20 protein-coding genes and 1 tRNA gene are annotated in these 17,792 nt (G+C 48.3%); 6 read left to right on the top strand and 15 right to left on the bottom strand.

The features are described 5' to 3' along the window. Position 1 precedes the first annotated feature (1 nt). Positions 2–673: a hypothetical protein gene (locus tag AAB391_03310; GenBank protein ID MEK7645318.1), complete on the bottom strand. Its 672-nt coding sequence runs from the start codon at positions 671–673 to the stop codon at positions 2–4. Between the two features lie 188 nt (positions 674–861). Between AAB391_03310 and AAB391_03305 the strand changes: the two genes are divergently transcribed. The 3 genes from AAB391_03305 to AAB391_03295 are packed head-to-tail and all read left to right on the top strand — an operon-like array spanning position 862 to position 2,514. Further along, on the top strand, positions 862–1,554 hold the full coding sequence (locus tag AAB391_03305) for a thioredoxin domain-containing protein (GenBank protein ID MEK7645317.1): 693 nt from the start codon (positions 862–864) through the stop codon (positions 1,552–1,554). A gap of 32 nt (positions 1,555–1,586) precedes the next feature. Then, entirely contained in the window at positions 1,587–2,048 is a 462-nt protein-coding gene (locus AAB391_03300) for a vitamin K epoxide reductase family protein (GenBank protein MEK7645316.1), read from the top strand. Next, the gene (locus AAB391_03295) at positions 2,011–2,514 is read left to right on the top strand and encodes a hypothetical protein (protein ID MEK7645315.1); all 504 of its coding nucleotides are present in this window, start codon (positions 2,011–2,013) and stop codon (positions 2,512–2,514) included. The genes AAB391_03300 and AAB391_03295 overlap by 38 nt, the downstream gene beginning before the upstream one ends. A 20-nt stretch (positions 2,515–2,534) precedes the next feature. Here AAB391_03295 and AAB391_03290 read toward each other — a convergent pair. From AAB391_03290 to AAB391_03265, 6 genes are all read right to left on the bottom strand, one after another. After that, positions 2,535–2,606 (bottom strand) — tRNA-Arg (locus AAB391_03290). A 137-nt stretch (positions 2,607–2,743) separates the two neighbouring features. Beyond that, positions 2,744–3,019: a type II toxin-antitoxin system RelE/ParE family toxin gene (locus AAB391_03285; GenBank protein MEK7645314.1), complete on the bottom strand. Its 276-nt coding sequence runs from the start codon at positions 3,017–3,019 to the stop codon at positions 2,744–2,746. Beyond that, positions 3,006–3,266 carry a type II toxin-antitoxin system prevent-host-death family antitoxin gene (locus AAB391_03280; protein MEK7645313.1) on the bottom strand — a complete coding sequence of 87 codons (261 nt, stop codon included), beginning with the start codon at positions 3,264–3,266 and terminating at the stop codon, positions 3,006–3,008. Before AAB391_03280 ends, AAB391_03285 begins: the two co-directional genes overlap by 14 nt. A 151-nt stretch (positions 3,267–3,417) precedes the next feature. After that, positions 3,418–3,690 (bottom strand): 30S ribosomal protein S20, encoded by a 273-nt coding sequence (gene rpsT / locus AAB391_03275; GenBank protein MEK7645312.1) that lies wholly within the window; start codon positions 3,688–3,690, stop codon positions 3,418–3,420. 250 nt (positions 3,691–3,940) lie between these two features. After that, positions 3,941–4,390, bottom strand: coding sequence for a hypothetical protein (locus AAB391_03270; protein MEK7645311.1), 450 nt, complete (start codon positions 4,388–4,390; stop codon positions 3,941–3,943). After that, positions 4,390–4,695 (bottom strand): hypothetical protein, encoded by a 306-nt coding sequence (locus AAB391_03265; protein MEK7645310.1) that lies wholly within the window; start codon positions 4,693–4,695, stop codon positions 4,390–4,392. The genes AAB391_03270 and AAB391_03265 overlap by 1 nt, the downstream gene beginning before the upstream one ends. Positions 4,696–4,982: 287 nt before the next feature. Here AAB391_03265 and AAB391_03260 point away from each other — a divergent pair, with 287 nt between their 5' ends. Continuing rightward, complete coding sequence (locus AAB391_03260; protein ID MEK7645309.1) at positions 4,983–6,905, top strand: hypothetical protein; 1,923 nt, start codon at positions 4,983–4,985, stop codon at positions 6,903–6,905. A gap of 181 nt (positions 6,906–7,086) precedes the next feature. Here the strand turns inward: AAB391_03260 and AAB391_03255 are convergent, their stop codons facing one another. The 8 genes from AAB391_03255 to AAB391_03220 form a co-directional block, all read right to left on the bottom strand. Then, on the bottom strand, positions 7,087–8,574 hold the full coding sequence (locus tag AAB391_03255; GenBank protein MEK7645308.1) for a restriction endonuclease subunit S: 1,488 nt from the start codon (positions 8,572–8,574) through the stop codon (positions 7,087–7,089). Next, positions 8,574–10,745, bottom strand: a complete 2,172-nt coding sequence (locus tag AAB391_03250; GenBank protein ID MEK7645307.1) for an N-6 DNA methylase — start codon at positions 10,743–10,745, stop codon at positions 8,574–8,576. Before AAB391_03250 ends, AAB391_03255 begins: the two co-directional genes overlap by 1 nt. Before the next feature lie 258 nt (positions 10,746–11,003). Beyond that, on the bottom strand, positions 11,004–11,357 hold the full coding sequence (locus AAB391_03245; GenBank protein MEK7645306.1) for a hypothetical protein: 354 nt from the start codon (positions 11,355–11,357) through the stop codon (positions 11,004–11,006). Between the two features lie 119 nt (positions 11,358–11,476). Beyond that, positions 11,477–12,889, bottom strand: a complete 1,413-nt coding sequence (locus tag AAB391_03240) for a DEAD/DEAH box helicase (GenBank protein MEK7645305.1) — start codon at positions 12,887–12,889, stop codon at positions 11,477–11,479. Between the two features lie 258 nt (positions 12,890–13,147). Next, on the bottom strand, positions 13,148–13,807 hold the full coding sequence (locus AAB391_03235; GenBank protein ID MEK7645304.1) for a sigma-70 family RNA polymerase sigma factor: 660 nt from the start codon (positions 13,805–13,807) through the stop codon (positions 13,148–13,150). Between the two features lie 110 nt (positions 13,808–13,917). After that, positions 13,918–15,222 (bottom strand): NAD(P)/FAD-dependent oxidoreductase, encoded by a 1,305-nt coding sequence (locus AAB391_03230; protein ID MEK7645303.1) that lies wholly within the window; start codon positions 15,220–15,222, stop codon positions 13,918–13,920. 14 nt (positions 15,223–15,236) lie between these two features. Further along, positions 15,237–15,656: a DoxX family membrane protein gene (locus AAB391_03225; protein MEK7645302.1), complete on the bottom strand. Its 420-nt coding sequence runs from the start codon at positions 15,654–15,656 to the stop codon at positions 15,237–15,239. A 12-nt stretch (positions 15,657–15,668) separates the two neighbouring features. Then, positions 15,669–16,085 (bottom strand): cytochrome b5-like heme/steroid binding domain-containing protein, encoded by a 417-nt coding sequence (locus tag AAB391_03220; GenBank protein MEK7645301.1) that lies wholly within the window; start codon positions 16,083–16,085, stop codon positions 15,669–15,671. Between the two features lie 63 nt (positions 16,086–16,148). Here AAB391_03220 and ruvA point away from each other — a divergent pair, with 63 nt between their 5' ends. Continuing rightward, the gene (gene ruvA, locus AAB391_03215) at positions 16,149–16,733 is read left to right on the top strand and encodes a Holliday junction branch migration protein RuvA (protein ID MEK7645300.1); all 585 of its coding nucleotides are present in this window, start codon (positions 16,149–16,151) and stop codon (positions 16,731–16,733) included. Positions 16,734–16,747: 14 nt separating this feature from the next. Next, the gene (gene mutM, locus AAB391_03210) at positions 16,748–17,710 is read left to right on the top strand and encodes a DNA-formamidopyrimidine glycosylase (protein ID MEK7645299.1); all 963 of its coding nucleotides are present in this window, start codon (positions 16,748–16,750) and stop codon (positions 17,708–17,710) included. Positions 17,711–17,792 lie beyond the last annotated feature (82 nt).

Below are 17,792 nucleotides of genomic sequence, written 5' to 3'. Positions count from 1 at the left end.
ATCAAGAAACCGAGGTCCGAGACTTTTTGCGAACCGCTAGGAAACGGTCGTTGGCACCCCAGCCGCCGTCGAACCATCCGAGGTCGAGGCTGCGCACGGAACCGTCCCCGCCGAGATACGGCACGCGGCGGCCGCCACGGACCTCCGCGACGGAGCCGAGCGCGATTATCGGGAACTTCCGCTGCTCCTCGGGGTTCTTGGCCCCGTAAGCGAGGATGTTTTCGATCTTGGCTGGCTCCCAGGGATTGGCCGGGTCGGCGGCGCAGATCTGCGCGATCGCAGCCGCCGAGGAGACGTCCTTGTCGAAGTGGAAGAGGGCGTCTTCGAATTCAACCTTGCCTTCGCCAACGATCGGGAAGCACTTGGGCGTGATGCCGTCGTTCGTCCAGTCGTAGTTGCCAGCCGCGACCATGACCTCGAGCGCCTGGCTGTAGTCCACGATGTGGGAGCCGGGTTCTGAGGGCAGCGGACCGAGGCCGAGCGCTGCACGGACCGCGAGGCGCTTGGTGAGGTCCGCGCGAGGGTCGAGGAGATCGGCCAGAATGCCGCATTCCAGGCGGAGCTGGAAGGTGACGGGCACGATACCCTTCTGCTGCAGAAGGAGTTCGAATTTCTCGCGCTGTTCGGTGGTGTAAGCTGCTGTTGCGGGGACTGTGGTGTCGTTGCTATTCACGTGGATATCTCCAGTATGAATGCCGCTCTTTCGAGGGCACGCTTGTTTTTGTTGGCTGCACGTTAGAGGGCTACCTTATCGCCATAGCGTTCGCAAAAAGCCTGTAAATGAGCGCTTCTTAGCTGGATGTATTATACACCACTTGATACCATTTTGTCAAGCGCGTCATGCACTGCTATAATCCCCTCATGAAACAAGAACAAAACTACACGATCTGGCTCTGGGTGTTTGTCGGCGTCGTTCTCGTCGGCGTCGTAGCGGCCATGGTGAAGCTCGCGTCGGTCACCAATTCCGGCACGCCAAACCCTGTGCAGACAGTGAACATCCTCCCCTCTGTCAGCTCGTCCGATTGGATTCGCGGCAATCCAAACGCCTCCACCACCCTCATTGAATACGGCGACTTCCAGTGCCCGGCCTGCGCCACCTTTCACACGGTCGTACTTTCGATCGAAAAAGAGCTGGGCGACAATCTCCGCGTAATCTTCCGACACTTCCCGCTCCAACAGCATGCCAATGCTCGCATCGCTGCACAGGCGGCCGAAGCTGCTGGCAAGCAGGACAAGTTTTGGGAGATGCACGACATGATCTACGAACATCAGCGTGATTGGTCTGAAAAGTCGAAGACCGACGCGATCGCCATCTTTGCCGGCTACGCACAGAAGCTCAAGCTCAACATTGACACCTTCGGCAAGGATATCAACGACAACGCGATCATCGACAAGATCGAGGACAGCTTCGACCAGGGCGTCGGCTTCGGTGTGGATTCCACCCCGAGCTTCTTCCTCAACAACACCAAGCTTTCGCCCCGCAGCTACGGCGAATTCCGCGATGCGATCTTTGCCGCGGCTGGCATGAGCACGAGCACCGCTGCGACAAAATAATCCGCCAACCGACCAATAGTACCTTTCATCCCATGCTTTCCCCTTCTCTCAAAAAATATGTCTGGGCGCTCATCATCGTGGCCATCCTCGGCTTTCTCGATGCGAGCTATCTCACCGTCGCCCACTATCTAAAAACGCCAATCCCGTGCGGCCTGGTAGAGGGTTGTGATGTCGTGACCACCAGCACCTATTCCGAGATCGCCGGCGTACCCGTGGCCCTTCTTGGCGCACTCTACTACCTCGCCATCCTCATCCTCTCGATCGTCTCCATCGAAAAAGCGGACCGACGGCTGCTTCGATACACGAGCTACCTCACCTGGTCCGGCTTCCTCGCTTCCCTCTACTTCGTCGGCATCCAACTTTTCGTGCTCAAAGCAATCTGCCTGTGGTGCATGGGTTCAGCCATCACTTCGACCGCTTTGTTTGTGCTCGGACTTTTTGTGATAAAATTGCTCAATGCAGACAGCCAGCCACACAGCCAACTCCCTGCCTAGCTACGCCCCGCAAACGCTCCGCTGGCAAGCCTATGAGTATTCATACCAGCCCAAAACGACTGATTGGTATTGGGCGTTGTGGATTATTATCGTAGCGATCGCGGCCACCTCGGTGTTGCTCGACAACACCATGCTCGCCATCCTCATGGTGATCGCCGGCGCGTCTCTCACGATTCTCTCGAAACGACCGCCGCGTATTGTGGAATTTGAGATCAATGAAAAAGGCGTGGTGAGCCACGGCAGCCTGTATCTGCACAATTCCCTCGAATCTTTTTGGGTGCAACAGATCGGCGAAGGCGAACCTCGACTGCTGATCAAATCTCTCAAGACCCTGATGCCGCTCATCGTGATTCCTCTCGGCGATGTCACCATCGACGAAGCGCGCCAGGCCATGCTCCAGCACGTGCAAGAAGAACAGCTCTCCGAGTCTTTGACGCAGATGATCTTGGAGTATTTGGGGTTCTAGAGAAAATGCCCTGCCTCTTGTCCTCTCGCTAGGAATCGAACCTAGATTTTAAGTTCCGCAAACTTATGTCCTATCCATTGAACGACGAAAGGATGTTTTTGCCACGCCACCGGCTGTGCACGCGGCTACCGACTCCGACCGGATTACTCTAGCATACTTTGCGGAAAAATCGATAGGTTGAACATCACCAGCAATCTCCACCGAATCTTCTCGTTTGGGAAAATGATATCTAACCTCTCATTCGTTTTAACTTTCTATACACGTCACCGTCATTTCTCTTCCCTATTAACGTCACATGCAAACATTCTTTAGACCAGCGATAAATGATTCTGTACTCGCCAATATCTGCACGATAATATTCTTCATATCCGCGCAAAAGGCTCGTATCCGATGCCTGCGGATTTTCGGCAAGAGTATACACTTTCTCAGCCACTTGGCGACGCTGCTTGGGCGGCAGTTTTTTTAGAAACTTTTCAGAAACTTTTGAGAGATCAATCTCGAGCATGGAGAGCCTCTTTTAAAAGCTTGGCGCTCTTAGCCGTTCCAATATACCCCTTCTTGTGTGCACGCACAGAAAGCTCGCCCCAATAGATGTCTCTTCGAGTCTCAAATTCGCGGTATTCCTCGGTTGACATGACCACAGCCACCTGTCGACCGTTTTTAAGAACGGCCACAGGAGACTGCCGTGCTTCCTCTAAAAGCCGTCCGAAGTTGTTCTTCGCATCCTTTGCGGTGAAAAATGATGTGATCATAATGAGCTATTATAGCCAAAGTGGCTCTTTTGTCAAACGTATGAATCTCAGCTTTTACACTCCATCAATTGCCCATCCTTCGGTACACGTTTTTACTGACCAGACTAAAAGCCCCTTTCGGGGCTTTTAGTCTGGTCTCCGCTAGGAACGCTTACTTCGCCGCCTTCGCTCGGACAATCATTGCTGACAATCGAGACTTCTTGCGAGCACCGGCATTGGCCTTGAGGAAGTTGGTCTTCACGGCCTTGTCGATCGCCTGGTATGCAGAAGAGAGAGCGGTCTGCGCCTCTTTTACCTTCTTGTCGGCCACGAGCTTCTTGACCTGCTTGATAGCGGCCTTCATTGCCTCGTCGCGGCGGGTGTTGAACACCGCCTTTTTCTCCGATGCGCGGAGCGCTTTCTTTGCTGATGATGTGATTGCCATGCGAGAGATACTACACGACAGGAGGGAGAGTGTCAACTTTTAGCGGCCAAAGACGGGCGTTTTCTTTGACAAGCCTTGTCGGAATCATATATCATTCAGGAGCAGCGTACTTTCTATCTCCGGTATTGTTTCACTTGATGATTCAATAATTTTTTACCCTCCGGAGAGGTGGTGGACGCGCTGATACTGGTGAGGAAAAACCGCTCTTAACGAGCGGTTTTTCCTTTGCACTTTTCTGGCCGTTTCCAGCCTACTTCCCCAAATGCTTCCAATACCCGGTCATTTCGGAGACGAAGTCGGCGACATCTGAAGGGTCGAGCTTCTTGGCTTTCTGATACCCGGCCGCCACCTTTTTCACAATCCCTGCGTATGCCTCCTCGCTCACCTCAGTGAGTCCTTCGAGCTGCTCGAGGACTTCCCCCTTTGCCTTTAAAGACCAACTCTTGATCTGCTTGCGGGTCTTGGCACCTTTCTCGGTACCGTAGAGGAAATATGCCCCAGCAGCGGCGGCAATGAGTGTCGCTGCACCGACGGCCATACCGGTCTTTGAAACACCGCTCTTCTTGCTCTGCTTATTCTGCTTGCCGGCGTGTGATGTTTTTTTCACTTGATTGTGGTTATGGATATATGAATAATCGAGAGACTGTGCCAAAAGTACTGCCGGATTGTTGCGAGAATTATTACAAGAAGTGTGCTGCATTATTCCACCTTGCTGTGTCCAGACTTTCGAGTGCCGCCCCGTAGCTTTTGCCGGCGAGTGAACAATTCGAGAAAGAGGTCTAGCACGGTTTTGATCTTCGTCCCCTCCTCTTTCGCCTTTTCGCGGAGCGTTCCCACATCTTCGATGATCCTGTCGCCTTCTGCACGCATGGTCTGCGAGATGTGTTTGAGGTCGGCGAGAATCCGGACGAAATATACCGTGAAGATGATGAAGCCGATCGTGAAAAATACGACAGCAATGGTGGTAATGAAGAAAAAGATGTCTGCGTGGATGAGGGTGGACATGGGGTAAGTATAGCGCAGTCCGATAACAGTGGGTAGTCTCACAAGCCTTTGAAAAATAGACTAGAAACCCTATAATTATGGTAGAGGAAATAAGGTCGAACCTCTTTTTAATGAAAATTCGTGAACTCTTACATGAAAAAGCTCCTAGAGAAAGCTCTCAGATCACCGAAAGTGAGCTTGGCCCTGGCATCAGGACCAAACTCGAAAATGATGACCCCTTGGGATAATTAGTCAAAATGGGTTGCTGACATTTTCCGCAACCCATTTTGGCATAACTATTTTGGAACATGAATCGAACGAGAAAACGTAGCGAGATAGAGTTATGCTGTAGAGTTTCAGCTATTTTGAAGGATCGGGCGGGATTTCTTAGAAAAAGCGGCTCGCATATTTTTGATAGCGTCTCTGTGCCCAGAAAAAAGACCCCCCACCAAGTAGATCATGTTTACCGTACAACGTTTTCCGTTTCAATAATATTAGGTGTAATTAATAAAATACTAGACAACATCAGACCAACAGAGCCTTACACGAAGGTACTGCGGAGAGTCCGGAATGAGGCTGCGGAGATACTTCTTTCTGAAAAAAGCCCTAGATGGACTTGGAACTACTGGCGAAAAGATTCTCTCGAACACACTCAGCTCCCCTACCCAGATGACCTGGACGACACGAGCTGTGCACTGTTTGGATTAGTAGGCTATTTTAGAGCAGAAGGAATGACGAAAAAAGAGGGAGAGGGATTGGCTCATTTCGTAAATACACTCAATGAACAAAAGATTGGCCAAAATGGACCTTATAGAACATGGGTCATGGAAGAATCGAGGAGATCCTCTGCATGGAGAGATGTCGATATCGCCGTACAGTCGAACATTGCGAATTTACTTAACCAACATGATCTGAAGATAAAATCCTTAGAGAAGATTTTTGAAGAAAAAATCCAAAATAACAATTTCAGTTCAAAATACTACCCTAGCGAGGCGACGACAGTGTACTTCATGTCGCGGCACTATAGTGGAGAATTTTTAATCAAGTTTGGGAATCAAATACTGGAGAGGTTAAAAAATGTTCAACATGGTCTAGACTGCAGTCTTCTTGTCTGCGCCCTATTAAACTGCGTAAACAATCTCACCAAAAAAGGAGCGGTTGGAGTACCGTTAGATGACTGGGAAAGTTGGCTTAGACTATACTTTCAAAAAATAACAAGGTCTTTGCCCCTCAAGAACCCTGAACCGCAAGCGTTTTGTAATGACCCAAAACGCAACGGTATTCCCTACTGTAATCAATCTAGTGCCGTGACATGCATAATTGAAATGGAGGCCTTGAGTAGCTTTTTGAATTTACGAAATCGTAAATATCAAGGGTCTATCGAGAGCTTCCACTTGCGCCTGGTCAAGAAGGAGATCGCGCGTTTTATAGAAAAACAGATACCGCAGGTACGCGAACAAATTAGTAATATTTGCGGAAGAATACTAAACGGGAAAAATCAAAGAGAGATCTGGCTTTTACCGTTTTGGTGGAGCAATAATGTAACTAACAAAAAAGCTGTTGATCTGTCCTATGCGAACATTCTTGGTTGGGCTGCTTACCGAATCTATGATGATTGCCTAGATAAGGCCGATATGAAATCGGTTAGGCGATTACCTATTGCTAACCTTTGCATTTACGAAGCTTTCGCAACTTTTCTAAACAATTCAAAAGGCATTGATGAGTCTATAAAAACCACCTTACAGCTCATGGAATCAGCCATTGCAAGAGAGATGATTAGCAAAAAAGCTGATAATTTACAAGAAAAGTCAATTGCTCACTCCATTGGTCCAATGATAATCTCTGGGGCAGGCGAAAATCGACCTAAAGTTAACAAGACAGTTTTGAAATTTTTTAAGTACTATCTGACCGCGCGCCAACTTGGAGATGATATCCGGGATAAACAAGACGACAATGACCGAAACTTCCGAAATCTTGCATCAGGAAGAAGCAACGCCGAAGTGACGCGCAGGATGCGTACTCTCACTGAAAAAGCAGCGATGGTGCTTCGCCGTATGGAAAAAGATTCTAAGATTTTTAAAAATGAGGTGCGCGAGATGTTGTGTAGACCAGAAAAAGAACTTGATCTCATGCTGAGAAGCTACAGCATCGAAAGATCTTTTGTGAGATTCACGAAAAAATTACAAGGGGGATTAATGAAAGAATCGAGACCCTCCAACAAAGGGATTTAGTCTCTCTATTTTCAAAACTACAGGCGGGGATGATGTCCCGAAGTTTGAACCGAAAGCGTGGCTCAGATTCAAGGATCTTGATAAGAGCATGTGCGAATTACGAGCTATGTTCAAGCAACACCCACAATGGTTTGAGGTGCCAAAACCTAAGTCAGATAAGAGACAAAACGCAGTGAGTTACTTAATCCAATAAAAATTTAAAACTGGGGTTAATCTCAGCTCCTAAAACGATCTGATTTATAACCTGATCTATTTCTGCTTGTATTTTCTTAGACATTTCATCTATTTGAATTACTCCTGCCTTTTGATTCCACTTATCATCAAGTTCTAAAAATGATGTGATCTCATCAACGGCTACACTTTCATAGTCAACATTATTGCAATATAACTTTGCAATTTCCTTTCGTTTTGTTGGTGGGAAAATAGGAATCTGTACATCTTTCCAATATCGCATAGCAAGACTACCTCCTTGTCCACCCACAGAAATATATTCAAAAAATCCCCACTGCTTGAGGAATCGAAGAAAACAAGCAACATATGAACTTTCCTCTACGTTGTGATCTTTTTTGTTAAGGACTATTCCGTGAATATTTGTTATAGCCTTATCACTTGGATTTACAAATAATACACATTTACCGACTGTGCCTTCGCCTGAAAAAACGATATCTCCTGGCTCAAGAACGGAAAGCTGATTAGAATTACCTAAGTAACTATAATAAGAAATTGTACCGAAATCAGAAAAATTTGTCGGTCTGATAACTTTATAGAATCCTGTTTTAGCGGTATCTGATTCTAGTATCTTTCCTATAGCACTTTCTTGTAAATTCTGTCCTCGTTTAATTTCGTATCCCCACCCCTCCTTACCCTCAATTGGTTTTGCAGAATAAATATAATTCTTTAGTAAAAACTGTTTGTGCTTATAAGATTCGCAATAGTAACCAGCATCAAATCTGATTGATTTTTCTAGTTCCTTAATATCAGGTTGTGTATAAACAAATTTTTCTTTTTCTTGATTGCCTAAAAGCTCCTTCTCAATTATTTCTAAGATCGAAGCGTGTTTCCTCTTAAGCTCCTCTTGCTTATTAATCAAAGCTCGTTGCAAGACAGTTAAATAATCTAGTTGGTTTTTTGTTGGTAATGGAATATATACAGAATCGATCGTTTCTCCATCTAAACGTGGGTACATGCCTCTATTTTGAAAAGACAAGATTTGCTCTACAAAAAAATCGCTTCTTAAAACAGCTAACAAGTATTCTGGAGTTAAACCTTTTTTAAGCTGATGAAAAACCAAAAAAGCAGACGTTGAGACTATATTACTTGCTGAGGAATTTACGTATCCGATACCTTTCCTGTAAGTCCTAACTGTGGAGACCAAAATATCACCTTTTGAGATTTTTAGTGGCCTTTTGTTTGGAACAAAAATACCAAAAACTTCCTTGTAATCAATACTCCCTGTATTTGTATCGACATCTCCAATTTCAACATATCTGTACTTTAAATCACTACTTACAACTTCTCTTTCATTCTTTACGTCTACTAACTTTGCAAGAATTTCGAATCGAGACTTATCTTTAGGGTAAAAAGCTGAATATTTAGACGGAGCATAATAATAATGATTCCCCATCAACTCACTAGCAGTTATTGATTGTGGAACTTTTACGTATTTCATCATCGGTCTTTTACGAAGAGATCTTGAAGCGTCTTCTCTTGACTAAGACACCATTTTTTAAATTCAGTGACTGTATCAGTAAATTCTTCATCTAGTAGAGGACGCCCTTCTTTGTCTTGCTCAATATCGAATGTTTCCTCGTTGATTTTGTAGATTTGATGAAAAAACTTTACTCGTTTTAGAGTCCTAATTTCATATCCGACTTTTTTAATATCTTTTACAAAAATATTGTAATTTCCTTTTTGAAGTTCTTTAAGTTCTTCCTCGGGAGGTTTATATGCAACGACAATGGTTACATTTACACCAGTATCAGCAAAAACATTCGCGGGAAGATCAAATAAAGCAACTATTCTCATTTTCTCAAATAACCACTTCCTAGCATCTTCCCATCGATCAATAGAAGCAAGAGAATTTGAAAGTACAATGCCCATGCGTCCGTTATCCTTAAGAATACGGTAGGCATTTTCAAGAAATACTAAACCAAGATCAATCCAGTTACTACTACGAGCCTTATTCCACAACTCGTACATCTCAATAATTTCCTTATCTTTTTGTGTTGAAGGCTCATACTTCCTATCTTCACCAAAAGGAGGGTTAGTCAAAACGACATCAAATTTTTTTAATTTTGTTTCATCGTCCCAATGATCCCACTTTCCGTCCTTGTGTATTTTTGGATTAAGTTCTACTAACTCATCCCTATCATCAAATTTCCAGGTAATAGACCCCTTGTCAGCTTTATATCTCAAAATGGCATTCCCATCCCCATTAAGTAGCATATTCAACTGAGCCAGCATGATCATTTTATCGTCATTATCTAGACCATATATATTTTTATCATCTAATTTGCTATTCGAATTTACATAAGAAACGGAAAGAAAATCAGCGATACCCGAAGTAGGATCTATGATTTTTTCCGTGCTTCTAGGATTTACTATACGAACCAAAAAATCAATTAAAGGGATAGGAGTGATGAATTGCCCCTTGTCTGTTTTAGAGAACTCGTTAGCAAATTTATAGAAAACAATCTGATAAAGATCAGTCTTGTGTGATTTAACAAAACTATAATCTTGAAATTGCTCAACAATTTCACTGATGATGCGTATATGATCGGGCTTTTTCCACGCAATAGTCTCTGTATCATCTCTGTTTAATATAAAATGGTATTCTTGCGACGCTTCATTATAGAGATCCCGCATCCTTTTTATAAAGGATTGTATTTCTTTATCACTTAAAGAGGAAAAATTTCTCTCTTTCTCTGTTATATAAAATAACAAATCCAATTTTTCTTTTTCCTCATCTTTTTTGTAGAAATCAAGGAATGAATTTACTTTTGCGCTTCTCTTTTCATCAAAGATCTTGAGGGCCATGATTTGAATAAGTATTTCGTACCCCCGGCGATCCTTCATACTTACCTTGTCCATCACCCTAAGGATGCTGGATACACCATCTTTTAGTTGAGCATTATAAATACCTGTAATTACATCCAGATCATCGATAGTTCTCTTTGACCGATCAACTTTTATATTTAAAATCCTTTTCTTAAGTTGTTCGAAAGATGGTAATTTATTATATGCATCTGGTAGATGGAGAGATAAATCTTTTGTTGTACTTTGCTCCCCGCGAAGGTTATAGCCCTCATCTAATCTGAGAAACTTTCCATCTCTTTTTTGAAATAGATACATCCTTTCAGTGTCATACAGAATTCCCAAACAGAAATTATTTTCTGTTTCTTTCATGGCAGATTTTAGTTGTTGATTGTATACAGTTTCTACATCTCTCGAGTTTTCATTTTTGAATTCAATTGTTCCAATTATATGCGCCCTGAGCCAGTCTAAGGCTTCCTGATTTTTATCTATGCGCCATTTTCCGTACCAATCTAACCAATCAGGCTCGTCAAAAATGACACCGTCAATTTTAATTGGTGCCGAACTTTTATTTCCTTTGGGAAGGTATATTTCTGCGCCTACAAAATCTTTTGCACATAAACCACTATTGATAAGAGCATGGAAAAATTGCCATTTGTAGTATTCTTCGTTTCCTAATCCCTTTTTCCCCTTAAGAGAAATATTTTCAATATATTTACCATCAACAGTAATTGGTGATTTCTCGAGAAAAAGTTTGATTTGATACTTCTCATCAAACTCATTTTTTGATTCTAAAAAAGATGTCATACCATAATATTAACAATTTGTGAAAATTTTCACAAGGGTGAGTTTTCAACAGGGTGTTTTTAGGCAAAACAACCTGATTTTACCCAGGTTCAAACTTGGACATCTGGCGGAGATGAAGGGGTTCGAACCCTTGGGATAACTCGTTCGGGGTACTTTGATAATTGTAAGCTACTTACTAATACGCGGTAATACTCGACAAAAAACAAACACCCGACCTTTCAGCCGGGTGTGAGAGTCTAGCGAGAGCGTCCTAGGACGCTACGCCGCGAGTGCTGCCTGAGGCTCCAGCGAGGCCGCCACATTGCGCGGCTCGATGTGCTGCAGTAGTCGGCCATGCACCGCCCAGAGCACGATCTGCGCTTCTTCGTCGGTGCCGAGCAGCTGCACTCGCCGATCCAGCTCGAGTTCGGCCAGGCCTTTGTTGTGCTTGAGATCTGCCTTGAGAGCCCTGACCACACCAGCGAAGTCTGTCTGAACTAAGTCCAGCCAGACCTGAATCGAACCTGCTTTGCGGGACTCGTTTCCGAGCATCCCGTTTACAGAATCCTCGACCTGCCAGGCCAAGAATTCCTCGTCCCGTTCCCCGACACCAACAGGAGCATGATTTGTCATAGAGTTGACCTTTCCTAGACCCTATTGAAGCAAAATTCGGGGCGGGTGTCAAAAGCGCGGAGCCAAACAAAAACCCCGATATTCGATCGGGGCCTTTGAGCATTCCGCAAAAAATACGCCTACTCCACAAACGTCAATGCCTTGCCGGTGTTGCCACCGCGGCCGGTACGACCGATGCGGTGCACGTAGTCGTCGTAGGTGGCGGGGATGTCGAAGTTGATCACGTGAGTGACGCCGACAATGTCCAAGCCTCGAGCAGCCACGTCGGTGGCAGTGAGCACCTGGACGGCACCCGCCTTGAAGCCCGCCAACGCGCGCTGTCGCTGAGACTGGCTCTTGTTGCCGTGGATAGAATCGCTCTTGAAGCCACGCTCCACAAGCACGTGCGAGAGCTTCTCCACACCATGCTTGGTCTTGCCGAAGATGAGCACCTTTTTGAACTCCGCTTTGTTGAGGAGGTCGTGAAGTACGTCGATCTTGGTCATGCCATGTTGGATGCGGATAATATCCTGGTCGATATTTTTTGCGGTCTCCTGTGTCTTCACAGAAACCATCACCGGTTCATGCAAAAATTCTTTGATCAAGCCTTCGATCTCCTTCGACAAGGTCGCGGAGAAGAAAAGGGTGTGTCGAGGCTTTGGCATACGAGCCATCATCCAACGCATGTCAGCGATGAAACCCATGTCCAACATACGGTCGGCCTCGTCGAGCACCACGGTGTGGAATTCTGCGAGGTTGATGTATTTCTGTTCGATGAGGTCCTTCAATCGGCCCGGAGTACCGATGACAAAGTCGTTGTGGTATCGGAGCGAAGAGATCTGTCGGCCCATTGGGGAACCTCCAACACAGCATACGGAATACAGCTTGAGGCCCTTGAGGAAGCCGTGGATCTCGCCTTCGATCTGTTGCGCGAGCTCGCGGGTGGGCACCATGATGAGGGTCTTTGGGTGTGCCTTGGACTTTGGCTCGCCTGCAAGGAGCGCTTTGTTGATGAGTGGAATGAGGAAGGCTGCGGTCTTGCCGGTACCGGTGTTCGCAATACCCACGACGTCACTTCCCTTCAAAATATATGGAATGACGCGATCCTGAATTGGGGTTGGGAGCTTGTATCCCTTTGAGACAATGTTCGCCTTGAGTCGCGCGTCGACAGCAAAGTCCACGAACTGATGTTCTGGTACGAATACTGCTTTCTCTTCAGTGACTACGGCTTTGTTGATGAAACGAGAAATATCGATGTGTTGGCTACGTCCACCACCGCGATGGCTAAAGCCGCCACCTGATCGGGTGCCACGATGCCCGCCGCGACCGCTGTGTGAGCTGCTAAAGCGGGAGCCAGAAGATGAGCCGCCGCCATATGAGCGACCACCGGAAGATGAGCCACCACGAGAAAAACCGCCGGACGAACGTCCTGCGCCGCCTCGTGAGAAGCCGCCAGATCGTGCACTAGAGCCGCCTGCGCGAGACGCTGGCTGCGCGACATGGCTGCTGGTACGAAAACCGCCTGCTTTTGGGGCATGTGAAGAATGTTCCATAAATATAGATGATTACTGCGTTATTGTTACAACCGATAGCAGGGCTGGGTGCGCGTTTGGGCGCTGATGCCGCTAAATACCCTTGCTGGCAACCGTCTCCGAGCGCTGTAACAATATATGTTGAGATATAAGGACAAAACCGAGAGATGAAATTGTACCTGTATAATAGCAAATTATCGAGGAAAAGTCAATGAAAAAGGAAAACCGGCCCTCTGTTGAGCCGGTTTCTTGAAACTGCAGATCCCCCGTTCGGGATTCTCATTGGGCACTTGAAACGCCACGGAAAGAAAATGGGATGAGCCCCTGGAGAGCCTCGATTCCCTTCTCGATGAGCTCGTAAATCTTCGACCCGCTCACACCGAAGCGTCTGGCGATCTCCGTGACCGGCCAATCCTCGAGGAAGCGGAGTTCGAAGATCTGCCGGATCCGATCTTCCAGCGTGTCGAGCGCGGCGCGAAGAATCTCGAACACATCAACCAGCTCTGCGCGAAGCGAAGGCGAAAGCGTGGCGGTGTCAGGAAACACGTCAATCAGTGTGGTTTCCTCATCATACCCAGTCGGGTCGATGGGCGCATTGAATGGAATTATTCTCGCCTGGAACAAGCGGCGCGAATGGTTCAGACGACGGATTTCATCCTGGAGATGGTGCTGGATCGTAGCCGAGACATGGTTTGGCAGACTTGCCCCACCCGAACGGTATTCGACGATAGCCTTGAAAGCAGCCATGCGGGCCAGTGAGTGAAAGTCGCCCTCATCAAAGGTTTGCTCTACCGCACTGCCTGCCTGCGAATACGCTCCATCTGCCACACTGACGATGAAAGACTCCATCCTCGCCAACGTCTGATGATGTTCGGGGGTGGCGCGATCGAACACAGAGCGGAGCGACGAGAAACCCGAGATGTTTGTTGTGGAGATCATACCGACTTTACCTTTCCGTTAGTCGCTTGCGCGACGGTTGATGGTTGATGTCAAAAACTCCTTCATTTTTAGCACAGGGTGGTGCAAAAGTCACCTCTCTCAAGCTGCCCCTACACCCTCGTAATATCCCGCGGCGAAAAAAGGTTGATCGTCCACTCGAAGACAATCTTGCAGCGCTTGCGCCAGGACAAAAATTTCGAGAGATACGCGGTGCGCCACAGCCACCACATGAGCGGGCCGGAGAGGTGGAAGCCGTAGATGTCGCCAACAGCTTGCCACTGCCCCAGCGAAAGGAGCATGCCTTTCAGTGTGAGTTTGTATGGGAAAAGTGAGGCGGGGCGGCCGGAGATGCGAGATTCGATGAGGGATTTTATATTGGCCGCGACCACCTCGGCCTCCTGCTCGGCTACCTGAGCGAGCATTGGGAGCGGCCGGCCGTCTAGCGAAGCGAGATGCGTGGCAGAGTCACCAAGCGCAAAGACCTGTTCGTACCCGGGCAATTGCAATTGCTCGCTCACGACCAATCGACCTGAAGGATGTACCACGACCGGAGCAACACCGGACCTCTCCACCAGCGACACTGGCGTACCCTTCACCCCTGCCACCCACACCACGGTGCCAGCAGAGAGCATGCTCGGCTCAGTCGTGCCGCATTTTGCGAGCACGCCTTGCTCAGTCACTTCACAGACAGCCATATTCAAAAGTACCGTCACTTTTTTGGCGGTCAAAATATCGAGCGCCTTTTTCCGCAACGTTGGCACAAACTGCGTGATAATGTCCGGACCGGAGCTGATGAGCGACACTGAAATGTCGGCAAGTGAGAGATTTTTGGAATAATAGTCGCCAACCAATTCTTCGAGGAATTCGATCATTTCGGAGACGAGCTCGACTCCAGTCGGACCGGCACCCACCACCGCAAAAGAGAGGAGTGACTTTCGCTTCACCACATCTGTCGTCGCCGACGCCTCCTCCACCGCCTGAATAATGCGATTTCTGATCGCCACTGCATCCGCCAGCGTCTTCAGGGCATACGCATGCTCAGCCACGCCTTTGATGCCATATGCATTCGTCTCAGCACCCGAAGCGATCACGAGATAGTCGTACGAGACACGCTCCGGCGTGCCGCGACAGGCACCGATCACGGCCTGCTCAGCGAGGTCCACCTTCCCCACCTCCATTTCCAAACAGCGGATATTCGAATGGCGGAACACTTCGTGCAACGGCTCCACTACGCTCGTCGGGCTCAAGCCTCCCGTAGCCACCTCATGCAACAGCGGCGTGAACAAAAAATGATTCGCTCGCCCGATGATCGTGATCTCGGCCAATCCGCGTTCCACGAGCGACTGCAAATGTCGCGCGGTGTATACCCCACCGAAGCCGTTGCCCACTATCACGATGCGAATGCGTTGTTCCATAGACAAATGAGTGATTATTGAACCGCCCCTGCGGCCGCGCGGCGCATCAGAAAGGCCTCGAGCGTCCAACGATCCACCTCAGCCAAAGCAATGGAGAGAGTCGCGACCGCCAGGCCAAAGTCACGCACGCCGATAGCACTGTAGCCGACGACGAACACTAGGTGAAATAGATGGAGCGAAAGTAGCGCGGCAGCGAGGCGAGTATAGAAGCCGACGAGTAGCGCGAGACCAAACACCGCTTCGAAGACGCCGTTGAACAACACAAGAGTCTCGGCAGACAAGCCGGAAAGCGAGACGGCGAGATCTGGTACGAAGCCGGTCCACGCATCGGTATTGGTCAATTGCTGAAAGGCGAACCACAGAAAGACCAGCGAAATACCGACGCGCAACACGGTCGGCGCGTATTGCGGAAGTAAATTGATTGAGAATTTCATGTTACGTGTCGATTATTTCGCCAACACGCCGATCTCCAAGCCGGCCAATTGGTTTTCTTGCTTCGCCTGGCCGCCATGTTGATCTGTGAAGAGCTTCGTACCGTCGATACCGCAGACCTTTAAAATATCTTCGCCGCCAGGATGCTTGCCGACAAAGGGCGTGAGGTCGTACACGTTGCCGTTCACGGTCGTCCAGCAATCCTTTGGAGACCCGTGCTTCGCGACATCAGCAAATGTGTATACCGGCAACCCCTCGCCCACGGCGATGGAGGCCGGAGTCGATGACGAGGTACCAGCAGCAGAGGTGGTGGCTTGGGTTTGGGTCGAAATAGGCGCCGTGCTTGGAGCCTTTCTCAAACCAAGGACAGCGAAGATGATTACGCCGGCGACGACAAGGAAAATAATGATTGAAATGGGTTTTTGGGTCATTGGATATGCTGCGTTATTTGATGATTACGCTCTATTATACCTCAAAGTGCTATACTATATTTCATGATCGCAGAATTGGAAGGTGTCATTTCGTGGCGCAACGACCAATATATGGTGGTGATGGCTGGCGGCGTCGGCTACAAGGTGCGCGTCACCCCTGAGACCCTCGACAAGCTCGCCAGCGTGGGGGTAGACGACAAGGTGCGTCTGTGCACCTATTTGGCCGTGCGCGATGACGCTTTGGATTTGTATGGCTTTTTGGATCGCGAGGCTCTCGAGCTTTTTGAACACCTTATTAGCGTCAACGGCATCGGCCCAAAGACCGCTATCGGCATCCTCGCTCTCGCCTCTGTCTCTACCCTTCGAGGCGCCATTGCTACGGGAGAGCCGGGACATTTGACGAAGATCTCCGGCATTGGCAAGAAGAATGCCGAGAAGATCGTGATGGAATTGAAGGACAAGTTTTCCGACGAACGTTTCAAGAACGATGTGTATCAAGATGAATCCGATGCCGTGGAGGCACTCAAGAGTCTTGGCTATTCGGAGCGCGAATCTCGCGAGGCTTTGAAGAAGATCGACAAAAAGGTGGCGGCGAGTGGCTCGACGAGTGACAAACTCAAGGCGGCTTTGAAATTGCTCGGCAAATAGCGTATCGTTGACGCATGCCCGAACTCCCCGAGGTACATACTACGGCCACCATGCTCGGCAAGCTCGTCGTCGGACGGACGATCGCTGATGTTTGGACCGACTACAATAGCCCCCACTACGCCGGCAAGGACAATATCAAAAATCCGGAGTTTTTCGCGACTTTCCGCAAGACTTTGATTGGTGCGCGCATCACCAAGACGCACCGTCGCGGGAAAAATGTACTAATCAATATCGAAGGCGGCGGTGCGGGAAAGAAAACCGGCAGCCGAGGTGTCGAAAGACACACCATCATCGTACACATGAAGATGACTGGGCATTTGCTGTATGGGAAATACAGACAAATCGGCACTGGCAAAAAAGTGTCGTGGGAAGCCCTCTCGCCTGAAGCTCTGAAAGATCCTTTTAGCCGTTTCGTGCATATGATGATTTCGTTTGCAGATGGAACGCATCTCGCGCTGGCCGATGTCCGAAAGTTTGCGAAAGTCACCGTCGTACCGACGGCCAGCGCGCATGAAAGCGAGCATCTCTCTGATATCGGTCCCGAACCGCTCGACTCCACCTTCATCTTCCATCTCTTCCACGAACGCCTCCTCACTCGGCTAACGGGCAAGATCAAACTCGTGCTGATGGATCCAGCCGTGCTCGCCGGCATCGGCAACATTTATTCCGACGAGATCCTGTGGGCCGCGAGTGTTCACCCTGCGAGCACCGTGAGCAAAGTGCCACTGGCAAAGATGAAGGAAATATACAGAAAGTCTAAAGAAATTCTCAAGAAAGGTATTAGCTTCGGCGGCGACTCTACTTCTGACTATCGCAACCCCATGGGTGAGCGCGGTGCATTTCATTACCACCATCACGCATATCGCAACACCAGCAAACCCTGTGAGCGCCGCGGTTGCAAAGGTACGATTCGCCGCCTAGCCATGGGTGGCCGCGGCGCGCATTTCTGCGATACACATCAAAAACTGTTCAGGTAAGATCGGTAGATTTTGTAATGAAAATCCCCCGCCAGCGCAAGCGCTGGCGGGGGAAAATGTCGAGCGACCTTCTAGGCGATCG

It is taken from the genome of Patescibacteria group bacterium (assembly GCA_038065315.1).
Taxonomy (GTDB): Bacteria; Patescibacteriota; Minisyncoccia; order Phycocordibacterales; family JBBTRF01; genus JBBTRF01.
Note: the sequence above shows the minus strand (reverse complement) of the source record. Positions and strands in the feature narration are given on the sequence as shown.

What these genes read in the sequence shown, in the direction of transcription:
- AAB391_03230 (MEK7645303.1), bottom strand. Translation starts at nt 15,222, where the DNA reads ATGGAACAACGCATTCGCATCGTGATAGTGGGCAACGGCTTCGGTGGG.
- AAB391_03240 (MEK7645305.1), bottom strand. Translation starts at nt 12,889, where the DNA reads ATGGAACATTCTTCACATGCCCCAAAAGCAGGCGGTTTTCGTACCAGC.
- AAB391_03255 (MEK7645308.1), bottom strand. Translation starts at nt 8,574, where the DNA reads ATGAAATACGTAAAAGTTCCACAATCAATAACTGCTAGTGAGTTGATG.
- AAB391_03285 (MEK7645314.1), bottom strand. Translation starts at nt 3,019, where the DNA reads ATGCTCGAGATTGATCTCTCAAAAGTTTCTGAAAAGTTTCTAAAAAAA.
- AAB391_03225 (MEK7645302.1), bottom strand. Translation starts at nt 15,656, where the DNA reads ATGAAATTCTCAATCAATTTACTTCCGCAATACGCGCCGACCGTGTTG.
- AAB391_03265 (MEK7645310.1), bottom strand. Translation starts at nt 4,695, where the DNA reads ATGTCCACCCTCATCCACGCAGACATCTTTTTCTTCATTACCACCATT.
- AAB391_03270 (MEK7645311.1), bottom strand. Translation starts at nt 4,390, where the DNA reads ATGCAGCACACTTCTTGTAATAATTCTCGCAACAATCCGGCAGTACTT.
- AAB391_03300 (MEK7645316.1), top strand. Translation starts at nt 1,587, where the DNA reads ATGCTTTCCCCTTCTCTCAAAAAATATGTCTGGGCGCTCATCATCGTG.
- AAB391_03260 (MEK7645309.1), top strand. Translation starts at nt 4,983, where the DNA reads ATGAATCGAACGAGAAAACGTAGCGAGATAGAGTTATGCTGTAGAGTT.
- AAB391_03235 (MEK7645304.1), bottom strand. Translation starts at nt 13,807, where the DNA reads ATGATCTCCACAACAAACATCTCGGGTTTCTCGTCGCTCCGCTCTGTG.
- ruvA (MEK7645300.1), top strand. Translation starts at nt 16,149, where the DNA reads ATGATCGCAGAATTGGAAGGTGTCATTTCGTGGCGCAACGACCAATAT.
- rpsT (MEK7645312.1), bottom strand. Translation starts at nt 3,690, where the DNA reads ATGGCAATCACATCATCAGCAAAGAAAGCGCTCCGCGCATCGGAGAAA.
- AAB391_03250 (MEK7645307.1), bottom strand. Translation starts at nt 10,745, where the DNA reads ATGACATCTTTTTTAGAATCAAAAAATGAGTTTGATGAGAAGTATCAA.
- AAB391_03220 (MEK7645301.1), bottom strand. Translation starts at nt 16,085, where the DNA reads ATGACCCAAAAACCCATTTCAATCATTATTTTCCTTGTCGTCGCCGGC.
- mutM (MEK7645299.1), top strand. Translation starts at nt 16,748, where the DNA reads ATGCCCGAACTCCCCGAGGTACATACTACGGCCACCATGCTCGGCAAG.
- AAB391_03245 (MEK7645306.1), bottom strand. Translation starts at nt 11,357, where the DNA reads ATGACAAATCATGCTCCTGTTGGTGTCGGGGAACGGGACGAGGAATTC.
- AAB391_03280 (MEK7645313.1), bottom strand. Translation starts at nt 3,266, where the DNA reads ATGATCACATCATTTTTCACCGCAAAGGATGCGAAGAACAACTTCGGA.
- AAB391_03295 (MEK7645315.1), top strand. Translation starts at nt 2,011, where the DNA reads ATGCAGACAGCCAGCCACACAGCCAACTCCCTGCCTAGCTACGCCCCG.
- AAB391_03305 (MEK7645317.1), top strand. Translation starts at nt 862, where the DNA reads ATGAAACAAGAACAAAACTACACGATCTGGCTCTGGGTGTTTGTCGGC.